We start from the raw sequence: 20,344 nt of genomic DNA on the forward strand, positions 1-20,344 counted from the left end.
CCACGACCCGCCGGACGCGCTGCACGGGGCTGCCGTCCGGAGGAGGAGACGGCAGCCCCGTGCGGGGGTGGTGCGACGAGCAGGCTGACCAGGCCGCTCGCTCGGGCGCGGTGTCAGCCCGGATAGACCGACTGCACCCCGGCGCGGTCGGTGGAGGTCATGCTGAGGTCGGCCGAGGAGCCGTTGCACTGGGGGTAGTGCATGATCGACGCCGAGTCGTACGGGGTCAGCGGACGCCAGCTCGAGTCCTCGAAGCAGGTGCCGGCCTCGGGCCGGGTGTGCTCGTGCCGGAAGCCCAGGGCGTGGCCCAGCTCGTGGGCGACGATGTTCGAGGGCGACCAGCCGCCGGCGGAGAAGAACTGGTCGGTGTTGATGAGCACGTTGCGCTGCGACTTGCTCGTGCTGGGGAAGAAGGCGCGCGCGATGTAGCTCGCGCCCGTGACCGGCTCGACGGAGAAGGTGACGTTGCTGTTGCTCGTCGTGCACCGGGAGTCCTGGGCGCTGACGTAGGTGAAGTCGATGCCCGAGGTGGCCGACTCCCACTGGTTGCCACCGCTGCTCATCGCCGAGACGACGGCCGCCTTGTTGCTGCCGAAGCGGTCGCTCACGCAGTAGGTGAGGGCCTTGGCCTGGCTGGCGCTCCACACGTCGTCGCGACCGTAGACCGTGTTGACGATGAGCTCGTTCTCCGGCGTGGGCGCTGCGATCTCCTCGTAGAAGGTCTTCAGGGCCTTCTCGCCGCTCAGCGGGATGTCGCCGTTGACGATGTACTGACCATCGGCGTCCTGGTAGGTCGAGCTCTTGAACTCGCCGTAGGACGGGGCGTCCGGGTCCTGGGCGTTGCTGGCCGTGGCACCGGTGATGCCGGCCAGACCGACGACAGCCGCCGCGGACAGCACGCGGGTGGTCATGCTCTTCATGGGAGCTCCTGGGGTGACGTGGACCGAGGCGGCTGATCGCGTCCCGGGTGCCACCGACCGTAGGAAGCGCTTGCTCAGCGGGACTGCCGTGGACCGTAAGATCGCCGCCCGGACTTCACCAAGATCGCCCCATGAGCACCACCGGCACCCCAAGTGGGTAGCGGCCCAGTCAAGGCGGACGAGCACAACCCCCGCTGCCCGACCCGTCCGTCACACCCGACCAGCGAGAGATCCCCGACGGTCGAGGTGCGAAGGCCCGCCAGGGCCTGAGCCTCGAGACCTCGGGGGCGGTGGTCTCGAGGCTCCTTCGTCGCACCTCGACCAGCGAAAGAGCCCCTCCTTCGTCGCCCCTCGGCCCGCCAGGGGCTACTTCGTCATCGCCCGCTTGTACTCGCGGGTGGAGAGGGGCACGAAGATCACGAGGATAATGGCGACCCAGACGAGGGTGTAGATCTCGGCGTTCTCCAGGGCCCAGGTGTACTCGGCCGCGGAGCGCACGGACTCCTCGCTCATCCCGGTGCCGCCGCCACCGAGCGCGCCGAGGTTGCCGAAGTTGTCTCGCGCCGCGTGGGTGAGCGTCGAGACGGGGTTCCACCCGGCGAAGGTGCGCAGCACCGAGGGGAGGTTTTCGCTGGGTACGAAGGTGTTGGCGATGAAGGTCAGCGGGAAGATCACGAGGAAGGAGGCGTTGCCGACGACCTCGGGGGTGCGGACCTTCAGCCCCACCCACGCCATGATCCAGCTCACCGCGTAGGCGAAGAGCAGCAGGATGAGGAAGCCGATCATCGCCCCGACGACGCCGTCGCGCAGCCGCCAGCCGATGAGCAGACCGGTCAGCGCCATGACGACGAGCGAGATGACGTTGTTGACGACGTCGGACAGGGTGCGCCCGACGAGCACCGCACTCGGGTGCATCGGCAGGGTGCGGAATCGGTCGATGACGCCCTTCTGCATGTCCTCGGCCATACCGAAGCCGGTGAACGTGCCGCCGAAGACGACGGTCTGGGCGAAGATGCCCGCCATCATGAACTCGCGGTAGCCGGCCCCGTCGCCCCCGGCGATGCTGCCGAAGACGAAGCCGAAGAGCAGCACGAACATGATCGGCTGCATGGTGGTGAAGACGAGCAGGTCGGGGACCCGCTTGATCTTGATGAGGTTGCGCCTGACGATCGTCAGGGAGTCGCTGACCAGGGCGCTCATGCGGGCTGCTCCTGCGTGGTCTCGTCGGGCTCGGCGCTCTCGGCGCGGTGCCCGGTCAGGGAGAGGAAGGCGTCGTCGAGGGTCGGGCGCCGGATGCCGATGTCCTGCACGGTGACCCCCGCGTCGGACAGCCGCTGCACGGCGTCGACGAGGGCGGTCGTGCCCGTCTGGATGGGCAGGGTGAGGGTCCGTGTGTGCTCGTCGACCGCGGCGTCGCCGATCCCGACCGGGCGCAGCGTCGTCGCGGTCTCGCCCAGCCGGTCACCCTGCTCGATGGTGACGAAGAGACGCTCGCCGCCCACCTGGGCCTTGAGCTCGTCGGAGGTGCCGCGGGCGATGACCTCGCCCTGGTCGATGACGACGATGTCGTGGGCGAGCTGGTCGGCCTCCTCGAGGTACTGCGTCGTGAGCAGCACCGTGGTGCCGGCCGCCACGAGGTCGGTGATGACCTGCCACATGTCGCCGCGGCTGCGTGGGTCGAGCCCGGTCGTGGGCTCGTCGAGGAAGACGACGGGCGGTCGCACAACGAGCGCGCCGGCGAGGTCGAGGCGCCGCCGCATGCCGCCCGAGTAGGTCTTCGCCGGACGGTCCGCGGCGTCGTCGAGGCGGAAGTCCCGCAGCAGCTGCTCCGCCCTCGCCCGCGCCTCGCGCCAGGACAGGTGGTAGAGCCGGCCGATCATCTCGAGGTTCTCCCGGCCCGAGAGGTACTCGTCGACCGAGGCGTACTGCCCAGCGACACCGATCGACTCGCGGACGCCGACGGGGTCGGAGACGACGTCGCGACCGGCGATGGTGGCCCGCCCGGCGTCGGGCGGGATGAGCGTGGAGAGGATGCGGACGGCGGTCGTCTTGCCCGCGCCGTTGGGTCCGAGGACCCCGAGGACCGAGCCCGTCGGTGCCGCCAGGTCGACCCCCCGCAGTGCCTCGACCGTGCCGTAGGTCTTGCGCAGGCCCTCGGCCTGGATGGCGTAGTCAGTCACGACGGCCATGCTAGGGATGGCCGCCGACAGCGACCACCGGGTTTGCGGCGGGCGCGCGCCTACCGCGACCAGACGGGGTCGCCGAGCGAGGGCCGGTGGGGGTCCTCCCCCGTCGCCGCGCCGTCGTGCGCGGGGTCGAAGGGGAGCAGGGAGCGGCTCATCGACTCGCGCACCCCGACGAGGGTGCGCCCGGGCTCGCCGAGCACGTCACGGGCGTCGAGATGGCAGATCATGTCGTGCTCGAGCGAGTGCACGAGCGCCTCGACCGTCTCGGTGGGCACGTCGGTGAGGGCGCCGGCGATCGAGCCCATGAGCCCGGCGGGCATCCACGGCAGGGGCACCTGCACCCGGGTGGCCAAGACGACGTCGGCGTAGACCCGCAGCAGCTCGGGGTAGGTGAGCACGTCGGGGCCGCCGATGTCGAGGTAGCCCCGGGTCCCGGGCGACTCGAGCGCGAGCACGAGGTACTCGACCGTGTCGCTCACCGCGATCGGCTGCACCCGGGTGCCGCGCATCCACACGGGCACCGGGCGCACGAGCGGGATGCGCCGAGAGACCTGGCGCACGACCTCGAAGCTCGACGACCCCGACCCCATGACGATCGCGGCACGCAGCGTCAGGCTGCTCCCCTCGCGCGCGGTGAGCACGTCCTCGACCTCGAGGCGCGAGCGCAGGTGGTCGGAGAGGTGCTCGTCGGGGGTGCCCTGCGGCACCAGCCCGGAGAGGTAGACGAGGTGCTCGACCCCGGCGGCGTCGACCGCGGCGCGCATCGTCTGCGCGGCCTGCCGGTCGCGCGCGACGTAGTCGCGGTCGTCGAGGCCGTGGATGAGGTAGGCGACGGCGTCGACCCCGTCGACGGCGCGTCGGACCTGCCCGGCGTCGAAGACGTCCATCGGCCGCCACTCCACCGCGTCGCGCCAGGGGTACCCGGTGCGCGAGCTGCCGTCGGAGCTCGTCGCGACGACCTCGTGACCGCGGGCGAGCAGGGCGGGGACGAGCCGGGAGCCGACGTACCCGCGGGCCCCCGTGACGAGGACCCTCATCGGCCGCGTCCGAAGCGGCCCAGCACCGAGCGGCCGTACGACGCCACGAGCCCGGGGAGCACCGCGCGCCCGACGTCGAGCGGCTCGTCGTCCGGGCCGCCCTCCTTCGCCGAGGCCGGGCCCGCGAGGCAGTGGACGAAACGCTCGATGAGCGGGTCCGAGGCGCGCTGGGCGATGCCGCCGCCGAGGTTGGTCGGGGCACCGCGCACGTCGAGACTCGTCGTGAGGTCGACGCCCGTGCGGCCGCCCTCCACCTCCGAGAGCTCGAGGTCGATGACGATGTCGGCCTTGCCGAAGCCGTGACGCTCCGCCCCCTTCGCCCGGATCTGCGCGTGGCGGGCCGACTCGTCGGCCTGCGTGAGGGTGCCGTCGCCGTCGTAGGTGAGGGTGACCGGCCCGAGCTTGACCTTGAGGGCGCCGACGAAGTCGTCGCCGGTCACCTCGGTGACCTGCGCCCCGGGGAAGCAGCGCCCGACCCGACGCAGGTCGGTGAAGGCGGCCCAGAGGTGGTCGACGCTCGCGTCGACCTCGTGGTGATGACGTAGCTGCACCCTGGCGACCCTAGCCGCGCTCAGCCGTTAGGTTCGTCGTGTGATCACCGCAGTGCACACCCTCATCTACAGCGACGACGCGGTCGCGACGCGGACCTTCTTCAAGGACGTCCTGGGCCTGCCGCACGTCACCGACGCCGGGTCCTCCGACGACCCCACGGTCGCCGCCGGCGACCCGGCCGGCTGGCTGGTCTTCGACACCGGTCCGAGCGAGCTGGGCGTGCACCCGACGAAGGGGGAGTTCGCCGGCGAGGCCTTCACGGCGCCGCGGCACCACCAGATCAGCCTCATGGTCGACGACATCACCGCGACGGTCGCCGAGCTGCGCGAGCGCGGCGCCGTGTGCGACGGCGAGCCGCGCGACCTCGGCTTCGGCATCGGCATCGAGGTCGACGTGCCGGGCACCGACCCCGTCCTCGTGTACGAGCCCCGCCACGCGACGGCCTACCGCCGCGCGACCGCGGCCCGCCCGACGACGAGCTGACCCGCTCGGGCCCGAGCGGGCTGGTACGGGCCCGATCTGAGTCGGCCCGCCCTCAGCGGTCCCGCGACGTCCCGTCGACGAGCACGCCGTCGGCGCCGGACGCGCCCGGCCAGCAGCTGAAGCCGACCGGCACGGTCTGGCCCTTCTCGACCATCGAGGCGAGGGTGTCGAGGCACTTGCTCACGAGGACGTTCGGGTCCTTCGAGATCGACGCCGACAGCGTCCGGTTGGCCTCGGACTCCGCCTTCGCCGTCTCCTTGCGCTGCTCGGCGATGCGGGTGTTGCCGATCTCGACCTGGTAGGCGTCGATGCGCGACTGCGTCTTCTCGTCGAAGTCGATCTTGGTGATGATCACCGAGTCGATGATGAGCCGGTCGCCGATCGACTCCTCCATGCGCTCCTTGACCTGCCCGGCGAGGTCGTCGAAGTCCTTGGCCTCGGCGCTGTCGGTCGCGTCGCCCGTCGCGGCCGCCTTCGCCTGCGCGAGCGGGTTGTAGTCGGCGAGCGCCTGGTTCATCGCCGCCGCGAGCTCCTGCTCCTGCAGCGCCGGCCCGATGTTCTCGAAGGCCCGGTGCGCCTTGTACAGCTCGGCCGCCGCCTCGGGCTTGATCCGCCAGCGCACGGAGTTCTGCACGTACGCGGTGGACTGGTTCTTCAGCCGGATCTCCGTGCGCTCCTCGCCGAGGTTGTTGTCGATCTGCACGGTCGCGTCCATGAGCGCGATGTCGGTCCACGGCGCCTTGAGGTGCAGCCCGTTGCCGATCGGGGTCCCGGGCTTGCCGAAGGTGATGGGGATGCCGACCTGCTGCGTCGGCACCATCGTCGTCAGCGAGATGGCGAGGACGACGGCGGCGAGCACGGCGCTCGCCCAGCCGACCGGCCGCCCGTAGCGGGTGAGCGACGCCGGGTCGGCGGGCTCCCCCTTCGGCCGTCGTCGGGCGACGGCGAGGGCGACGACCGCGATCACCGCGAGCACCACCGCGAGGACGAAGAGACCCATGACCGCTCCCTGCTGCTGACGACACCCCGATGACGCGGTCATCCTGCCAGGGGCGGGGGGTGGCCTGGCCGCAGGCCGGGCGCTGGGGTTGGATCGGGGCATGAGCGTCGAGCAGAGCCGTGCGTACTGGCAGGACACCTACCTCTTCACGACCCGGACCGAGGTCGTCGCGACCTCGACCGAGCCCGCGGGCATCGCGGTCCGCGAGGGCGTCGTCCACCCGAAGGGGGGCGGCCAGCCCGACGACGTCGTCACCGTCGACGGGTCCCCGGCCTCGGTGAGCAAGGACGCGGACGGCGTGGTGTGGCTGCACCCCGAGTCGGGCGTCGCGCAGGAGGGCAGCGAGGTCGACGTCGCGATCGACCCCGACGTGCGGCGGCGCCACGCCGCGCTGCACTCGGCCGGCCACCTGCTCGACGCGTGCGTCACCCCGCTCGGGTACCGCAACGTCGGGCTGAGCCACACGCCCGGCCAGGCCTTCCTCCTCTACGACCTCGACGGCGGGTCGTTGCCCGAGGGCGAGGACGAGAAGGCCGCGCTCGTCGAGCGGGTGCTCGAGCGCGCCCGAGAGCACGTCGCCGCCTCGCTCGCGTACTCCGCCGAGGTCGACGACGAGGGCGTGCGGCGCGTGAGCATCGAGACCCTGCAGACCGACCCCTGCGGCGGCACCCATGTGCGCTCGACCTCCGACCTCGCCGGCATCGCGATCACCCGCGTGCGCACGAAGAAGGGCCAGCTGAAGCTCAGCTACACCGCCGAGCACGCCTGATGGCCCTCCTCGCCAGCCGGCGCCCGCTCGCCGCGGCCCCGATGGCCGGCGGCCCGACGACCGCACGGCTCTGCCTCGCGGTCGCCGCGGCGGGGGGCTTCCCCTTCGTCGCCGGCGGGTACAAGACCCCGGACGCGTTGGCCGAGGAGGTCGAGACGGTGCGAAGGGGTGGTCACCCCTTCGGCGTCAACCTCTTCGTGCCCGACCGCCGGGTCGTCGACGCCGACGCCCTCGCCCGGTACGCCGAGCGGCTGGCCCCCGACGCCGCCCGGCACGGCGTGACCCTCGACCCGACGCCGGTCGTCGACGACGACGCGTGGGACGCGAAGCTCGCGCTGCTCCTCCACCGCCCGGTGCCCGTCGTGTCGCTGACCTTCGCCCTCCCGCCCGCGGATGAGGTCGCGGCGCTGCGGGCGGCCGGCACGACCGTGCTCGCCTCCGTGACGACACCCGAGGAGGCCGAGCGGGCGCGCGCGACCGGTGTCGACGGGCTCGTCGTCCAGGGCCCGCGGGCCGGCGGGCACAGCGCGACCCTCGACCCCGACCGGGTCGTCGAGGACGTGCCGACCGCCGACCTCGTGCGCGCGGTGCGGGCGGCCTGCCCGCTGCCCGTCGTCGCCGCGGGCGGGGTGGACGGGCCCCGCGCCGTCGCCGCGCTGCTCGACGCCGGGGCCGAGACGGTCGCCGTCGGCACGATGCTCCTGCGCGTCGACGAGGCGGGCACCTCCGCCGTGCACCGGGCCGCGCTCGCCGACCCCCGCTTCACCCGGACCGCCCTCACCCGCGCCTTCACCGGTCGTCCGGCCCGGGCGCTGCGCAACGCCTTCGTCGAGGCCCACGACGCCGACGCGATCACCGCCTACCCCGCCGTGCACCACCTCACCCGCGCGATGCGCCAGGCCGCCGCCGCGGCCGGTGACCCCGACGGGGTGCACCTGTGGGCGGGCACCGGGTGGCGTCACGCGCCGACCGGCCCGGTCGCCGAGGTCCTCGCCGGGCTTGACCCTCACGCGACGTGAGGCGCCACGGTGGATCCATGACCACCGCACCCGGGCAGACTGCAGCCGTGGACCGGACGTGGACCGTGGGGCAGGTCGCGCGGACCTTCGGGATCTCCGTGCGGACCCTGCACCACTACGACGAGCAGGGTCTCGTCGTGCCGTCGGGGCGCACGGCCTCGGGCTACCGGCTCTACGACCACGGCGACCTCGAGCGGCTGAGCACCGTCGTCGGCTACCGCCGGCTGGGCTTCGCGCTCGAGGACGTCCGGGACCTGCTCGAGGCAGACGGCCCGGGCCGGCTGGCGCACCTGCGCCGGCAGCAGGCGGCGGTCAGGGCGAGGCTGGCGCAGACCGCCGACCTCGCCGAGGCCATCGAGCACGCACTGGAGGCAGAGATGCAGGACCGACCCGCGACCACCGAGGACCTCAGAGCGATCTTCGGCGACGGCTACTCCGAGGAGTACCAGGCCGAGGCGCAGGAGCGCTGGGGCCAGACCCCGCAGTGGGAGCAGTCGCAGGCGCGCACCGCGCGCTTCACGCCCGCCGACTGGGTGCAGATCAAGGAGAGCACGGAGGCCTTCGAGGACGAGCTCGCGCAGGCCGTCGCCGACGGCGTGGACCCCGCGTCGGACGAGGGCGTCGCCCTCGCCGACCGCCACCACGCGAGCATCGAGGTCTACTACGACTGCTCGGACGAGATGCACGCGAACCTCGCCGAGCTGTACGTGAGCGACGAGCGCTTCACGCGCCACTACGACGAGCGCCGCCCCGGCCTCGCGCAGTGGCTGCACGACGCGATCCTCGCGCGCGTCGCGCGCCACGACGGAGGGCACGCGGGCTGACGCCGCGCAGATCCCCCCGGGCGCGAATCCCCCTTCGCCCCGGGGGATCTCGCGTCCCGCGCGACTTTCTGCGATAACCCAGCGGGGGTGCACGGGCGCTGTCTACAGTGACGAAGGCCGATCAGACCCTGGTCGGCTTCATCATCATCACGCACCGTGGGGGACAGCGTGGACAAGCTGGGCGTCGCCGTCATCGGGTCGGGGTACTGGGGGACCAACCTCGTCCGCAACTTCCGCAACCACCCGGACTGGGATCTCGTCGCCGTGTGCGACCTCGACCCGGCCCGGGCTGCCCGCGTCGTCGGGCAGCGCAGCACCATCGACCTGCTGAGCGACGTCGACGAGCTCCTCGCTCGCAGCGACGTCACGGCCGTCGCCATCGCGACGCCGGCGAGCACGCACCACGCGCTCACCCTGCGTGCGCTCGCCGCCGGCAAGCACGTGCTCGTCGAGAAGCCGATCGCCGAGTCGCTCGACCAGGCGGCGGAGATGATCGCGGCTGCCCAGGCGGCGGGCCGGGTGCTCATGGTCGACCACACCTTCTGCTACACCCCGGCGGTGCGCTACATCCGCGACGCGCTCGCGGCCGGCGACCTAGGCGACCTGCTCTACGTCGACTCGGTGCGCATCAACCTCGGGCTCGTGCAGCCCGACGTCAACGTCTTCTGGGACCTCGCCCCGCACGACCTGTCGATCCTCGACTTCGTCCTGCCCGGCGGGCTCGCCCCGGAGACGCTGAGCGCCGTCGGCACCGACCCTCTCGGCGCGGGCACCGAGTGCGTCGGCCACCTGTCGATGCCGGTCGCCCCCGAGGTCCTCGCCCACGTGCACGTCAACTGGCTCTCGCCGGTCAAGGTGCGCCAGATGATCTTCGGCGGCAGCCGGCGCACCCTCGTGTGGGACGACGTCAACCCCGCCCAGCGCATCTCGATCTACGACCGCGGGGTCGACCTGCCGACGCAGCGCGAGAACGCGAGCGACCGGCGCGCGAGCACGATCTCCTACCGCCTCGGCGACGTCGTCGTGCCCGCCCTGCCCGAGCGCGAGGCGCTCTCGAGCATGGTCGGCGAGCTCGCCGCCGCGATCCGCGAGGAGCGCGCACCCCTGACCGACGGGCACGCCGCGATGCGCGTGCTGCGGCTGCTCTCCGCCTCGGACAGCAGCCTGGCCACCGGCGCCCCCGTGCGCCTCGACGACAGCAGGAGCGCGGCATGAGCGACCTCCACGGAGCGAAGGTCCTCGTCACCGGGGGCGCGGGCACGATCGGCTCGACGATCGTCGACCAGCTCCTGGCCGAAGGGGTGGGCGACGTCGTCGTCCTCGACAACCTCGTGCGCGGCCGGCGGGGCAACCTGCGCGACGCGCTCGCCGACGACCGGGTGAGCCTCGTCGAGGGAGACATCCGCGACCGCGACCTGGTCCACGACCTCGTCACCGGCAGCGACGTCGTCTTCCACCAGGCGGCGATCCGGATCACGCAGTGCGCCGAGGAGCCGCGGCTGGCCAACGAGGTCCTCGTGGACGGCACCTTCAACGTCGTCGAGGCCGCCGCGCAGCACAAGGTCGCCAAGCTCGTCGCCGCTTCCTCGGCCTCGGTCTACGGCCTCGCCGAGCAGTTCCCGACGACGGAGCGGCACCACCACCACAACAACGACACGCTCTACGGCGCGGCGAAGTCCTACAACGAGGGCATGATCCGCAGCTTCCGCGCGATGCAGGGGCTGGACTACGTGCTCCTGCGCTACTTCAACGTCTACGGGCCGCGGATGGACATCTTCGGTCTCTACACCGAGGTGCTCATCCGCTGGATGGAGCGCATCGACGCCGGCCAGCCGCCGCTGATCTTCGGCGACGGGCAGCAGACGATGGACTTCGTCAGCACCGTCGACATCGCCCGGGCCAACGTCCTGGCGGCCCGCAGCGACGTCGTCGAGGGCGTCTACAACATCGCGAGCGCGAAGGAGACCTCGCTGCTCGAGCTCGCCCAGGCGATGCTCGCGGCGATGGACAGCGACCTGCAGGTCGAGCACGGCCCGGATCGCGCGGTCAACGGCGTCACCCGACGCCTGGCCGACATCTCCGCCGCCGAGCACGACCTCGGCTGGCGCCCGCAGATCGACCTCGTCGACGGGCTGCGCGAGCTCGTCGCATGGTGGCGCTCCGAGCGCGTCCTGGCAGACGCGTAGCCATGGAGCGCATCAACGTCATGCGCCCCTACCTGGGGCGCGAGGAGGCCGAGGCGGCGATGGCCGCCATCGAGTCCGGCTGGGTGGCCCAGGGGCCGCGGGTCGCCGACTTCGAGCGGGCCTTCGCCGAGCTCGTCCAGGCCGAGCACGCGGTCGCGGTCTCGAGCTGCACCGCCGCCCTCCACCTCGCCCTCGTCGCCGTGGGCGTCGAGGCCGGCGACGAGGTCATCGTCCCGTCCTTCTCCTTCATCGCCACGGCGAACGCCCCGACCTACCTCGGCGCGACGCCCGTCATGGTCGACGTCGACGCGATGACCGGCAACATCACCCCCGAGACGGTCGCCCCGGCGATCACCGGGCGGACCCGGGCGATCATCGCCGTCGACCAGGGCGGGGTGCCGCTCGACCTCGCCCCCCTTCGCGCCCTCGCCGACGAGCACGGTCTCGCCCTCGTCGAGGACGCGGCGTGCGCGGCCGGCTCGACCTACGACGGCGCGCCCGTCGGGTCCGGCGCGGACGCGACAGCCTGGTCCTTCCACCCCCGCAAGCTGCTGACGACGGGCGAAGGGGGCATGGTCACCACCGACGACCCGGAGCGCGCCGCCCGCGTGCGCCGGCTGCGCGAGCACGCGATGGACGTCTCGGCCGCCGACCGTCACCAGAGCGTGCTGGCCCCGGCGGAGCAGTACCTCGAGATCGGCTTCAACTACCGGATGACCGACATCCAGGCGGCGGTCGGGATCGTCCAGCTCGAGCGCCTGCCCGGTGTCGTCGAGCGCCGCCGCGAGCTCGTCGCGCGCTACCGGGCGGCGATCGCCGACGTGCCCGGGCTCCGGCTCGTCGAGGACCCGCCGTGGGGCACCACGAACTACCAGTCCGCGTGGGTCGAGGTCGGCGAGGGCTACCCGACCGACCGCGAGGGGCTCCTCGCCGCGCTCGCCGCGCACGGGATCTCGGCCCGTCGCGGGATCATGGCCGCCCACCGGCAGCCCGCCTACGCCCACCTCGGCCTCGACGACGCCGCCCTGCCGGTGACCGCGGCCCTCACCGACTCCACGCTCATCCTCCCGCTGTACCACCAGCTCCAGGAGAGCGACGTGGACCGGGTTGCCGCCGTGCTGCGCGACCCCGGCGCGACGCCATGACCGAGCCGGTCCTTCTCCTCGCGGCGAGCGGGCTGGCCCGCGAGACCCTCGCCGCGATCCGGGCCATCGACGAGCGCGACGGCACGAGCACCCCGGTCGGCATCCTCGACGACGACGAGGCCCGCCACGGCGAGGTGCTCCTCGGCAGCCCGGTGCTCGGGCCGACCGCGATGGCGGCCGACCTGCAGGACCGGCTGGTGCTGTGCGCCGGGCGCGGTGCTGCCCGCCGGGCGATGGCGCAGCGCCTCGACGGGCTCGGCGTCGACCCGGCCCGGTACCGCGCCGTCATCCACCCGGCGGCGTCGGTCGGCGAGGGCAGCCACGTGGCGCCCGGCGCCGTGCTGCTCGCCGAGGTCGTGCTCACCGCCGACGTGCAGGTCGGCGCGCACGTCGTCGCGATGCCGGGCGCGGTCCTCACGCACGACGACGTCGTCGAGGACTACGCGACGATCTGCGCCGGCGTCGTCCTCGGCGGGAGCGTCCGCGTGGGCGTCGCCGCCTACCTCGGCATGTGCTCGAGCGTGCGCGAAGGGGTCCGTGTCGGCCCCGACGCGGTCCTCGGCATGGGAGCGACCCTGCTGGGCGACCTGCCCCAGGGACAGACGTGGGTCGGCGTGCCGGCCCGGAGCAAGGAGTCCTGATGCATGTCCCCCTGGTCGACCTGCGCGCCGCGCAGGCCGAGATCCTCGACGAGATCCGCGGCGACGTCGACGACGTGCTCTCGAGCGCGGGCTTCGTCGGCGGGCCGCACGTCGCGGGCTTCGAGGAGGAGTACGCGCAGCTGTGCGGGACGCAGCACTGCGTCGGGGTCGCCAACGGCACCGACGCCGTCGAGATCGCGCTGCGCGCCGTGGGCGTCGGGCCCGGCGACGAGGTCGTGCTGCCGGCCAACACCTTCGTCGCCACCGCCGAGGCCGTCGCCCGGATCGGGGCGCGCTCGGTGCTCGTCGACGTCGACCCCGACCACCTGCTCATCGACCCCGCCCAGCTCGGGGCCGCGACGACGGAGCGCACGCGGGCGATCGCCCCCGTGCACCTCTACGGCCAGCTCGCCCCGATGGGCGCGGTGCTCGAGCACGCCGACCGGCTCGGTCTGCCCGTCGTCGAGGACGCCGCCCAGTCGCAGGGCGCGACCCAGGACGGCCGGGTCTCCGGCAGCCTCGGCCGGATGGCCGCGACCAGCTTCTACCCGGGCAAGAACCTCGGCGCCGCCGGCGACGCCGGCGCGGTGACGACGGACGACGACGACCTCGCCCGCACGGCCCGGCTCCTCGGCGCGCACGGCAGCCTGACGAAGTACGTCCACGAGGTCGTCGGCTTCAACTCGCGGCTCGACGCGATCCAGGCCGTCGTGCTGCGTGCGAAGCTGCGCCGCCTCCAGCGCTGGAACGCGTGCCGTCGCGAGGCGGCCGAGCGCTACGCGAGCCTGCTCGACGGGCTGCCCGTCACCCTGCCCGCGGTCGCCCCGGGCAACGAGCACGTCTGGCACCTCTACGTCATCCAGGTCGACGAGCGCGACCGCGTGCTCTCGGCGCTGCACGAGGCGGGGGTCGGCGCGGGGATCCACTACCCCGAGCCGGTCCACCTCACGCGGGCCTTCGCCGACCTCGGGTACGGCCGGGGCGACTTCCCGGTGACCGAGGCCGCCGCCGACCGCATCCTGTCGCTGCCGATCTACCCGCACATCACCCCCGCGCAGCAGGAGCACGTCGCGCAGTCGCTCGCCGACGCGCTCGGCGCCTGAGCCGATGGGCACCCCGCCGCAGACCGAGAGCCGCGGGCTCGGGGCGCGCGCGGCGAACGCCCTGGGCTGGAGCCTGGTCAACACCGCGGCGTCGCGCTTCGGCACGCTCGCGATCGGCATCGTCCTCGCGCGGGTGCTCGGCCCGCAGGAGTTCGGCACCTTCGCCGTCGCCGTCGTCGCGCTGCTCGCGATCCTCGCCTTCAACGACCTCGGCGTGAGCCTGGCGATCGTGCGGTGGGCCGACGAGCCGGCGGACATCGCCCCGACGGTGACCTCGGTGACCGTGCTGACGAGCGCGGTGCTCACCGGCCTCGTGTGGGTCGGCGCGCCGTACTACGCGACGGCGATGGGGGCGCCCGCGGCGACCGACCCCGTGCGCTGGCTCGGCATGGCGATCCTCGTCAACGGCCTCGTCGCGACCCCGGCCGCGCTCATGCAGCGCGAGATGCTGCAGAAGCAGCGGATGGTCATCGACCAGGTCAACGTCTGGCTCGGCGCCTTCACCAGCCTCGCCCTGGCGCTGACCGGCTGGGGCGCGATGAGCCTGGCGATCGGGCGCCTGGCGGGGAGCGTCGTCTCCGCCGTGATGTTCGTCGTCGCCTCGCCGCTGCCCTACCGGCTCGGCTGGGACCGCGACGTCGCGCGCCGGCTGCTCGGCTTCGGGCTGCCGCTGGCGGGGGCGAGCGTGCTCGTCTTCGTCATCGGCTACCTCGACCAGCTCGTCGTCGGCGGGGTGCTCGGCCCGGTGCAGCTCGGCCTGTACGTCCTCGCCTTCAACCTCGCGAGCTGGCCGGTCAGCCTCTTCTCGCAGCCGCTGCGCAGCGTGGCGCCGGCCCTCTTCGCCCGCGTGCGCGAGAGCCCCGAAATCATGGCCTCGGGGGTCTCGCTCTTCGTGCGCCTGCTGCTCGGCGTCTCGGCGCCCGCGTGCCTCGTGCTCGCGGCTGCGGCCGGACCGCTCGTGGCCCTCGTCTACGGGCAGGAGTGGGCCGGCAGCGCGCCCGTGCTCGCCTGGCTCGCGGTCTTCGCGCTCGTGCGCATCCTCGCCGAGCTCTGCTACGACCTGCTCGTCGTCATCGGCTCGACCCAGCTGCTGCTGCTCGCTCAGCTGCTGTGGGTGCTCGCCCTCGCGGTCGGCGCGTACGTCGCCGCGCAGAGCGGGCGGGTGTGGGCCGTGGCGGTCGCCCAGCTCGTCGTCGGCCTCGTCGTCGTGCTGCCGCTCTACCTGTGGCAGCTGCACCGCGTCGACCTGCCGGTGCGGGCGCTCGGCGGTCAGGTGGCCCCGGTCGTCGGGGCGAGCGTCGTGGGCGCGGGGGTCGTCGTGGTGGGGGCGACGACGCTGCCCTCGGTGGCCGCCCTCGGCCTGGCGGGCGTCGTCGGGCTCGTCCTGCTCGCCGTGCGACGTCGCGAGCTGGTCTCCGACTGGCAGCGGCTGCGCTCCCTCACCGCCTGACCGGTCCCCCTTCGCCCGGTTCGAAGAAGGAGCGTCACCTCGAGGTGACGCTCCTTCTTCGACTCAGGCGACCCGACGCGGGTCTCGGTACGGCGCGCTCGGCCGGACCCGCTCACGCACGAGGAGCAGCACGAAGAGGGTGTTCGTCACGAGGTAGCGCCGCCACATGCGGCGCGGCTCCTGCAGCAGCCGGTAGGCCCACTCGAGGCCCGCGCGCTGCATCCAGCCCGGGGCGCGGCGGGTGCGCCCGGACACGACGTCGAAGGAGCCGCCGACGCCGTGCAGGACGGGCACCGCGAGCACGTCGCGGTGGGCGTCGACGAAGGTCTCCTTGCGCGGCGAGGGCATGGCGACGAAGAGCAGGTCGGCATGCGCGCGCCCGATCTCGCGGGCGACGTCGTCGTCCTGCTCCGGCGCGAAGTACCCGTCGTGGGATCCGGCGAGGACCGCCCCCGGGTAGCGCATCGCGAGCACCTGCTCGACCCCTGCGAGGACCTCCGCCGTCGCGCCGAGCAGGTAGACCCGCAGCCTGCGCTCGGAGGCGACCTCGAGCAGGCTCGTGAAGAGGTCGATGCCGGCCACCCGCTCGGGCAGCGGGCGGCCCAGGGCCCGGCTCGCCCACACGACGGCCTGGCCGTCGGCGACGAGGAGGTCGCAGCCGAGGAGCGACTCGCGCAGCCGCGCGTCGCGACGCATGCTCACGACCTTCGCCGCGTTGAGCACCCCGATCTCGAGCACCTCGCGGCGCTCGACGGCGGCGACGCACCGGGCGACCACCTGCTCGGAGGTCAGGGCCGCGACGGGCAGCCCGAAGAGGTCGACCTCGTGGTCCGAGACCGGGCCCACGACGGGGCCGGTCACGACCGGCCCCACGCGTAGAGCAGCCACCCCAGCTCGTAGGGGCGGCACTCGTGGTCGACCGCGCCCGGGGGCAGCAGGGCGTCGAGGCCGGGCACCTGGGTGCCGGGGCGAAGGGAGGTCACGGCCGCCCCGATGGCACGCGCGGCCTTCGGGGGCTCGGTCCGGCCGACCTTGCGCCAGATCATGCTGTGGCGCGGGCTCACGAGGTCCTCGAGCGACTCCGGGTGATGCTCGAGCCAGGCCACCCCGGCCTCGGCCTCCGCGCTGCGGTCCGGTCCCCCGGCCTCGTGCAGGTCGCGAAGCGTCATCGGGCCCATCGCGTGCTGGTGGACGCTGTAGACGGGGAAGCGCTCGACGACCTCGGCGCCGCGCGAGTCGTAGTGCCACCACCACTGGCCGGCGCTGCCCTGGAGCCGGCACAGGACGTCGACGGTCCGGGTGGCCCGGCTCAGCGCGTCGGCGTCGTCGCGGGCGCGCGAGAGGCGGGCGAGGGCGATCGCCGGGTAGACCTGGTCGGCGAAGGAGCCGACGTGCGCCCGCAGCGTCCCCGATGCGGGGAGCAGGTGCGGGTAGAGGCCGCCGGGCCCCTGCGCGGGCAGCAGCCGGGCCAGGGCGGCGTCGCGGACCTCGTGCAGCCCCGCCGACCCCTGGGGCACGCTCGTCGTGGCGGTGAGCGCCCACGAGGTGGCGACGGTCGCCACCGACGGCGCGCCCAGCTGGGTGAGCATGCGGCTGGTGAGGACGGGGTCCTCGTCGCCGCAGATCTCGCCGAGGCACCAGGCCGCGAGCGCGATCTCGCCGAGCTCGGCCGACCCCTTCGCCCGCTCGACGACGGTGCGCACGTACGCCGTGACGCCGCCCTCGCCGACGACCGACCGGGCCGCCTCGTCCCCGGCGCGCGACAGGCCGAGCGCGACCATGCCGTCGTAGCGCAGGTTCTCGCCCTCGGGCCGCAGCCGGACGCCGTCGGGCGTGCGCACCAGGCGCATCGTCTGCGGCACCCGACCGGTGCGCGCGTCGTACATCGTGCGCAGGCCCCTCAGTGCCAGGTCCTGCAGGTCCTCGTGGCCCGTCATGGGCGTCCTTCCCCCCGGTGGTCGTCAGCGGACCCACCACGGCGGTCGGTCAGACCCGACCCCCTGGCGCCGCGGTGATCATGATGGCACCGGGGTAGGTGGCGCCGTCCCGGTTTCGCGCAGATCGGCGCAGGCGCTCGACGCTCACGCAGGCGAGCACGCTGAGCGTGGCACCGACGAGCACGACGCCGACGGCGCCGACCTTCGGCCGGCCCGCCGCGGCCTGCACCGTGTACTCGAGGGTGGAGTCGCTGAAGCCGACCCGCGGTGAACCGCTGACGAGCAGGTCGCGCTGCAGCGTCGTCAGCTCGCCGCGCAGGCGGCGGACCAGCTCGTCCATCTGCACGTGCACCGACGCCTCGTCCGGGCCGGCGGCCTCGAGGACGACGATCGGCTCGGTGAAGTTGTGCGCCCACTGACCGCCGCGGTCGGGCAGGAAGACGACCGTGCCGTGGGTGATCCCGCGGTCGATGATCGTCACGTCCGGGGAGTTCGTCGGCACGGCGTCGACCTCGGCGTTCATCCGGCGTTCGAGGAGACCGGCGAGGGGGATCGCGCTCTCACCGGGCTGCACGAGCCAGTTGCGGCTGCCGCCCTGCGCGACGAGCACCGCCCGCACCCGGGCCCAGTAGACCGGCTCCTCGTGGGTGACGGCGAGCGCGGCCCACCCCGTTGCGAGCAGCCCGACGAGGAGGACGACGAGCTGGCGGCGCACGGCCCTGGCCACGTCCCACACGCTCACGGCGATCCCCCTTCGTCACGGTCCACCCGCTGCGATCGCTGCGAAACCCCCACGGCGCGAGGCGATCTGTTCCTAATATGGCACGGACGAGGTGTGGGCGAAGGGGAGTCGGGCCACACCGGAGAGAGGTGGGGACGTGCAGCTGCGCGACGTCGTGTCGGCCGGGCGCCGACGGTGGTGGGTGGTGGTCATCGGGGTGCTCTGCGCGCTCGGTGCGGGGTACGGCGCGTACGCGACGACGCCACCGACCTACGAGGCCACGGCCACGGTCCTGCTCCTGCCACCGCGGGCCACCGTCGAGGAGGGCGACAACCCTCTGCTCCAGCTCGGCGGTCTCAACGAGGCGGTCGACGTGCTCGTCCTCGAGCTGTCCGGGCAGGACGTGCGTCGGCGGGTCGAGGAGCTGCAGCCGGACGCCTCCTACGAGGTGGTCAACGAGCCGAGCACGAGCAGCCCGGTGCTGCTCCTCACGGTGCGCGACGTCACCAGCCAGGGCGCCCTGCAGATCCGCGACGAGCTGCTCGCGACGGCGCCCAAGAGCCTGTCGGCCCTGCAGTCGAAGATCACGAGCGGCTCGGACCAGCAGATCACCAGTCGGGTGGTCAGCTCCGACAAGGTCGCCGAGTCTGTCGGTCGTGACCGTGTGCGCTCCGCCCTCATCGCGCTCGTCGGCGTCGGGGTGCTCACCCTCATCGCGCTGTCCATGATCGACAGCGCGCTGCGACGTCGCGCGGAGCGCCGTCTGACCGGCCCGGGTCGTCGCGGCCGGGGCAGGACATCCCCGCCGACCGGGGTGGTCCTCCCTCCGCCGGTGCAGGGGCACGCGCCAGGTGGCCACGACGGGAAGCTGTCGCCGCCGCCCCCCGTGCACGACGACCTGCCCTCGCCCGAGACGTCCCGGCCCGAGACGGCCCCGCTGCAGAGCAGCCCTGATGCGCCGAAGGCCACCAGTGCTCTGCGGGACCGGAGGGTCCCCCAGCCGTGATGCCGCGGTACGGGGGCTCCGGTCTCGGGGTCGTCGGCGACGGCGTCACCGTGCTCACGGTGTGCGTCGTCGCGACCCTGGCGATCCCCTCGCAGTTCGTCGTCCCCGGTCTCGGCGGGGTCGGCACCCCTGCCACGGTGCTGTGGCTCGGCTGCGGGCTGTGGTGGGCGTGGGAGCGGGTGCACCGCGTCCGCAGCGAGCCGTCGACGCCGCTCGTGGGCGCGCTCGTCGTCTTCCTCGGCGTCGCGGTCATCTCCTTCTCGACGGCGATCGCGCGACCGGCCGCGACGGCCGAGATGGGCGTCGCGACGATGACCCTCATGCTCTACGTGGCGTGGAGCGGGGCGCTCCTGCTCACGCATGACGCGATCTGGGACCCGGGCCGGCTCGTCGTGCTCACCCGGCGGGTTGCGGCGGCGGGCGGGGGCATCGCCCTGCTCGGCATCGTCCAGTTCGCCACGGGGCGGTCCTGGGTCGACGAGCTGCAGATCCCCGGGCTCGTCACCATCCGGGCCATCTCCGAGGGCTACGTCCGTGACGGCTTCACCCGGCCGGCGGGCACGTCGATCCACCCCATCGAGTACGGGGCGGTCCTCGGGATGCTCTTGCCGCTCGCCCTGAGCAGCGCGATGGCCGCCCGGGACCCCGACGACGAGACCAGCACCCTGGGCCGCTGGTGGCCCGCGCTGGCCATCGCCACCGCGATCGGGGTCTCGAGCACCCGGTCGGCCCTCATCGGCCTGCTTGTCGCGCTCGTCGTGCTCTTCCCTACCTGGGACCGCGTGCAGCGGCTGTGGGTGGGTCTCGCCCTCGTGCTCGGCAGCGCCGTCGTCTTCGTCACCGTGCCGGGCATGGTGGGCACGACGCTCGGCCTCTTCACGGGGCTCGACGGCGACACGAGCCTGCAGTCCCGTGTCGACGGCTACGCCGTCGCCGCCGACTACCTCTCGCGGGACACGCTCCTCGGGCGTGGTCCGGGCACCTTCTTGCCGAGATTCCGGATCTTCGACAACCAGTACCTGCTGTCGTCGGTCGAGATCGGCGTCGTCGGGCTCGGCGCGCTCCTCCTCGTCGCCCTGACCGCGATCGGGTGCGCCCTCGCCGCCTACCTGCGCACGACTGATCCCCAGGTGCGGCCGGTCGTTGCCGGCATCGGGGCGGGGGTCGTCGTCGGGACGATCCTGCTCGCCTTCTTCGACGGCTTCAGCTTCCCCATGATGCCGAGCGTGTGGTTCCTCCTCATGGGCATGGCCGGCGCGTCGTTGCGCTCGAGCCGCATCCAGCGCTCGGCGGGCCGGCCCGGCGAGGAGGCGCCGGTGCCGGCGCGCTCGTGGCGCCGGCTCCTGCCCACCCGCTAGAGGGGAC

General features: G+C 73.3%; 21 protein-coding genes. 12 read left to right on the top strand and 9 right to left on the bottom strand.

Annotated elements, in window-relative coordinates:
- Positions 1-113: 113 nt before the first annotated feature.
- From EEW87_RS10850 to EEW87_RS10870, 5 genes are all read right to left on the bottom strand, one after another.
- Positions 114-920, bottom strand: a complete 807-nt coding sequence (locus EEW87_RS10850; protein ID WP_123092959.1) for a M57 family metalloprotease — start codon at positions 918-920, stop codon at positions 114-116.
- Between the two features lie 366 nt (positions 921-1,286).
- Positions 1,287-2,120, bottom strand: a complete 834-nt coding sequence (locus tag EEW87_RS10855; protein ID WP_123092957.1) for an ABC transporter permease — start codon at positions 2,118-2,120, stop codon at positions 1,287-1,289.
- Positions 2,117-3,100, bottom strand: coding sequence for an ATP-binding cassette domain-containing protein (locus tag EEW87_RS10860; protein ID WP_404812064.1), 984 nt, complete (start codon positions 3,098-3,100; stop codon positions 2,117-2,119). Before EEW87_RS10860 ends, EEW87_RS10855 begins: the two co-directional genes overlap by 4 nt.
- A 59-nt stretch (positions 3,101-3,159) precedes the next feature.
- On the bottom strand, positions 3,160-4,143 hold the full coding sequence (locus tag EEW87_RS10865; RefSeq protein ID WP_123092953.1) for an NAD(P)H-binding protein: 984 nt from the start codon (positions 4,141-4,143) through the stop codon (positions 3,160-3,162).
- A complete protein-coding gene (locus EEW87_RS10870) occupies positions 4,140-4,694 on the bottom strand; it encodes an SRPBCC family protein (RefSeq protein ID WP_163562432.1) in 555 nt (184 codons plus the stop codon). The genes EEW87_RS10865 and EEW87_RS10870 overlap by 4 nt, the downstream gene beginning before the upstream one ends.
- Positions 4,695-4,734: 40 nt before the next feature.
- Between EEW87_RS10870 and EEW87_RS10875 the strand changes: the two genes are divergently transcribed.
- On the top strand, positions 4,735-5,178 hold the full coding sequence (locus EEW87_RS10875) for a VOC family protein (RefSeq protein WP_123092949.1): 444 nt from the start codon (positions 4,735-4,737) through the stop codon (positions 5,176-5,178).
- A 52-nt stretch (positions 5,179-5,230) separates the two neighbouring features.
- On the opposite strand, the gene EEW87_RS10880 is transcribed toward EEW87_RS10875, so the two are convergent.
- On the bottom strand, positions 5,231-6,178 hold the full coding sequence (locus tag EEW87_RS10880; protein ID WP_163562433.1) for an SPFH domain-containing protein: 948 nt from the start codon (positions 6,176-6,178) through the stop codon (positions 5,231-5,233).
- Between the two features lie 100 nt (positions 6,179-6,278).
- Between EEW87_RS10880 and EEW87_RS10885 the strand changes: the two genes are divergently transcribed.
- The 9 genes from EEW87_RS10885 to EEW87_RS10925 all read left to right on the top strand — a co-directional run bounded on the left by EEW87_RS10885 (position 6,279) and on the right by EEW87_RS10925 (position 15,315).
- On the top strand, positions 6,279-6,947 hold the full coding sequence (locus tag EEW87_RS10885) for an alanyl-tRNA editing protein (RefSeq protein ID WP_123092945.1): 669 nt from the start codon (positions 6,279-6,281) through the stop codon (positions 6,945-6,947).
- Positions 6,947-7,966 carry an NAD(P)H-dependent flavin oxidoreductase gene (locus EEW87_RS10890; RefSeq protein WP_123092943.1) on the top strand — a complete coding sequence of 340 codons (1,020 nt, stop codon included), beginning with the start codon at positions 6,947-6,949 and terminating at the stop codon, positions 7,964-7,966. The genes EEW87_RS10885 and EEW87_RS10890 overlap by 1 nt, the downstream gene beginning before the upstream one ends.
- A gap of 17 nt (positions 7,967-7,983) precedes the next feature.
- Positions 7,984-8,790, top strand: coding sequence for a MerR family transcriptional regulator (locus EEW87_RS10895; protein ID WP_123092941.1), 807 nt, complete (start codon positions 7,984-7,986; stop codon positions 8,788-8,790).
- Positions 8,791-8,958: 168 nt separating this feature from the next.
- Positions 8,959-10,005 carry a Gfo/Idh/MocA family protein gene (locus EEW87_RS10900; protein ID WP_191680416.1) on the top strand — a complete coding sequence of 349 codons (1,047 nt, stop codon included), beginning with the start codon at positions 8,959-8,961 and terminating at the stop codon, positions 10,003-10,005.
- A complete protein-coding gene (locus EEW87_RS10905; protein WP_123092938.1) occupies positions 10,002-10,976 on the top strand; it encodes an NAD-dependent epimerase/dehydratase family protein in 975 nt (324 codons plus the stop codon). Before EEW87_RS10900 ends, EEW87_RS10905 begins: the two co-directional genes overlap by 4 nt.
- Positions 10,977-10,978: 2 nt before the next feature.
- Positions 10,979-12,121, top strand: a complete 1,143-nt coding sequence (locus EEW87_RS10910; RefSeq protein WP_123092936.1) for a DegT/DnrJ/EryC1/StrS family aminotransferase — start codon at positions 10,979-10,981, stop codon at positions 12,119-12,121.
- Complete coding sequence (locus EEW87_RS10915) at positions 12,118-12,762, top strand: LbetaH domain-containing protein (RefSeq protein WP_123092934.1); 645 nt, start codon at positions 12,118-12,120, stop codon at positions 12,760-12,762. Before EEW87_RS10910 ends, EEW87_RS10915 begins: the two co-directional genes overlap by 4 nt.
- Complete coding sequence (locus EEW87_RS10920) at positions 12,762-13,865, top strand: DegT/DnrJ/EryC1/StrS family aminotransferase (RefSeq protein ID WP_123092932.1); 1,104 nt, start codon at positions 12,762-12,764, stop codon at positions 13,863-13,865. The genes EEW87_RS10915 and EEW87_RS10920 overlap by 1 nt, the downstream gene beginning before the upstream one ends.
- 4 nt (positions 13,866-13,869) lie before the next feature.
- Positions 13,870-15,315 (top strand): oligosaccharide flippase family protein, encoded by a 1,446-nt coding sequence (locus EEW87_RS10925; RefSeq protein WP_123092930.1) that lies wholly within the window; start codon positions 13,870-13,872, stop codon positions 15,313-15,315.
- A gap of 63 nt (positions 15,316-15,378) precedes the next feature.
- Here the strand turns inward: EEW87_RS10925 and EEW87_RS10930 are convergent, their stop codons facing one another.
- Genes EEW87_RS10930 through EEW87_RS10940 form a run of 3 tightly spaced genes read right to left on the bottom strand, consistent with a single transcriptional unit; the run spans position 15,379 to position 17,994 of the window.
- Complete coding sequence (locus EEW87_RS10930; protein ID WP_205473711.1) at positions 15,379-16,176, bottom strand: WecB/TagA/CpsF family glycosyltransferase; 798 nt, start codon at positions 16,174-16,176, stop codon at positions 15,379-15,381.
- Positions 16,173-17,252 (bottom strand): hypothetical protein, encoded by a 1,080-nt coding sequence (locus EEW87_RS10935; protein ID WP_123092928.1) that lies wholly within the window; start codon positions 17,250-17,252, stop codon positions 16,173-16,175. Before EEW87_RS10935 ends, EEW87_RS10930 begins: the two co-directional genes overlap by 4 nt.
- 49 nt (positions 17,253-17,301) lie before the next feature.
- The gene (locus EEW87_RS10940; RefSeq protein ID WP_148041606.1) at positions 17,302-17,994 is read right to left on the bottom strand and encodes a hypothetical protein; all 693 of its coding nucleotides are present in this window, start codon (positions 17,992-17,994) and stop codon (positions 17,302-17,304) included.
- 136 nt (positions 17,995-18,130) lie between these two features.
- Here EEW87_RS10940 and EEW87_RS10945 point away from each other — a divergent pair, with 136 nt between their 5' ends.
- Together EEW87_RS10945 and EEW87_RS10950 are read left to right on the top strand one after the other, a co-directional pair.
- Complete coding sequence (locus tag EEW87_RS10945; protein WP_123092924.1) at positions 18,131-18,979, top strand: YveK family protein; 849 nt, start codon at positions 18,131-18,133, stop codon at positions 18,977-18,979.
- A complete protein-coding gene (locus EEW87_RS10950; RefSeq protein ID WP_192826196.1) occupies positions 18,979-20,337 on the top strand; it encodes an O-antigen ligase family protein in 1,359 nt (452 codons plus the stop codon). The genes EEW87_RS10945 and EEW87_RS10950 overlap by 1 nt, the downstream gene beginning before the upstream one ends.
- The last annotated feature ends 7 nt before the right edge of the window (positions 20,338-20,344 follow it).

The organism is Janibacter melonis (genome assembly GCF_003721155.3).
Lineage (GTDB): Bacteria > Actinomycetota > Actinomycetes > Actinomycetales > Dermatophilaceae > Marihabitans > Marihabitans melonis.

Excerpts from the sequence above, each read along its gene's own strand:
- EEW87_RS10950 (WP_192826196.1), top strand. The coding sequence starts at position 18,979 with ATGCCGCGGTACGGGGGCTCCGGTCTCGGGGTCGTCGGCGACGGCGTC.
- EEW87_RS10925 (WP_123092930.1), top strand. The coding sequence starts at position 13,870 with ATGGGCACCCCGCCGCAGACCGAGAGCCGCGGGCTCGGGGCGCGCGCG.
- EEW87_RS10910 (WP_123092936.1), top strand. The coding sequence starts at position 10,979 with ATGGAGCGCATCAACGTCATGCGCCCCTACCTGGGGCGCGAGGAGGCC.
- EEW87_RS10855 (WP_123092957.1), bottom strand. The coding sequence starts at position 2,120 with ATGAGCGCCCTGGTCAGCGACTCCCTGACGATCGTCAGGCGCAACCTC.
- EEW87_RS10850 (WP_123092959.1), bottom strand. The coding sequence starts at position 920 with ATGAAGAGCATGACCACCCGCGTGCTGTCCGCGGCGGCTGTCGTCGGT.
- EEW87_RS10905 (WP_123092938.1), top strand. The coding sequence starts at position 10,002 with ATGAGCGACCTCCACGGAGCGAAGGTCCTCGTCACCGGGGGCGCGGGC.
- EEW87_RS10920 (WP_123092932.1), top strand. The coding sequence starts at position 12,762 with ATGCATGTCCCCCTGGTCGACCTGCGCGCCGCGCAGGCCGAGATCCTC.
- EEW87_RS10865 (WP_123092953.1), bottom strand. The coding sequence starts at position 4,143 with ATGAGGGTCCTCGTCACGGGGGCCCGCGGGTACGTCGGCTCCCGGCTC.
- EEW87_RS10915 (WP_123092934.1), top strand. The coding sequence starts at position 12,118 with ATGACCGAGCCGGTCCTTCTCCTCGCGGCGAGCGGGCTGGCCCGCGAG.
- EEW87_RS10890 (WP_123092943.1), top strand. The coding sequence starts at position 6,947 with ATGGCCCTCCTCGCCAGCCGGCGCCCGCTCGCCGCGGCCCCGATGGCC.
- EEW87_RS10895 (WP_123092941.1), top strand. The coding sequence starts at position 7,984 with ATGACCACCGCACCCGGGCAGACTGCAGCCGTGGACCGGACGTGGACC.
- EEW87_RS10880 (WP_163562433.1), bottom strand. The coding sequence starts at position 6,178 with ATGGGTCTCTTCGTCCTCGCGGTGGTGCTCGCGGTGATCGCGGTCGTC.
- EEW87_RS10935 (WP_123092928.1), bottom strand. The coding sequence starts at position 17,252 with ATGACGGGCCACGAGGACCTGCAGGACCTGGCACTGAGGGGCCTGCGC.
- EEW87_RS10885 (WP_123092945.1), top strand. The coding sequence starts at position 6,279 with ATGAGCGTCGAGCAGAGCCGTGCGTACTGGCAGGACACCTACCTCTTC.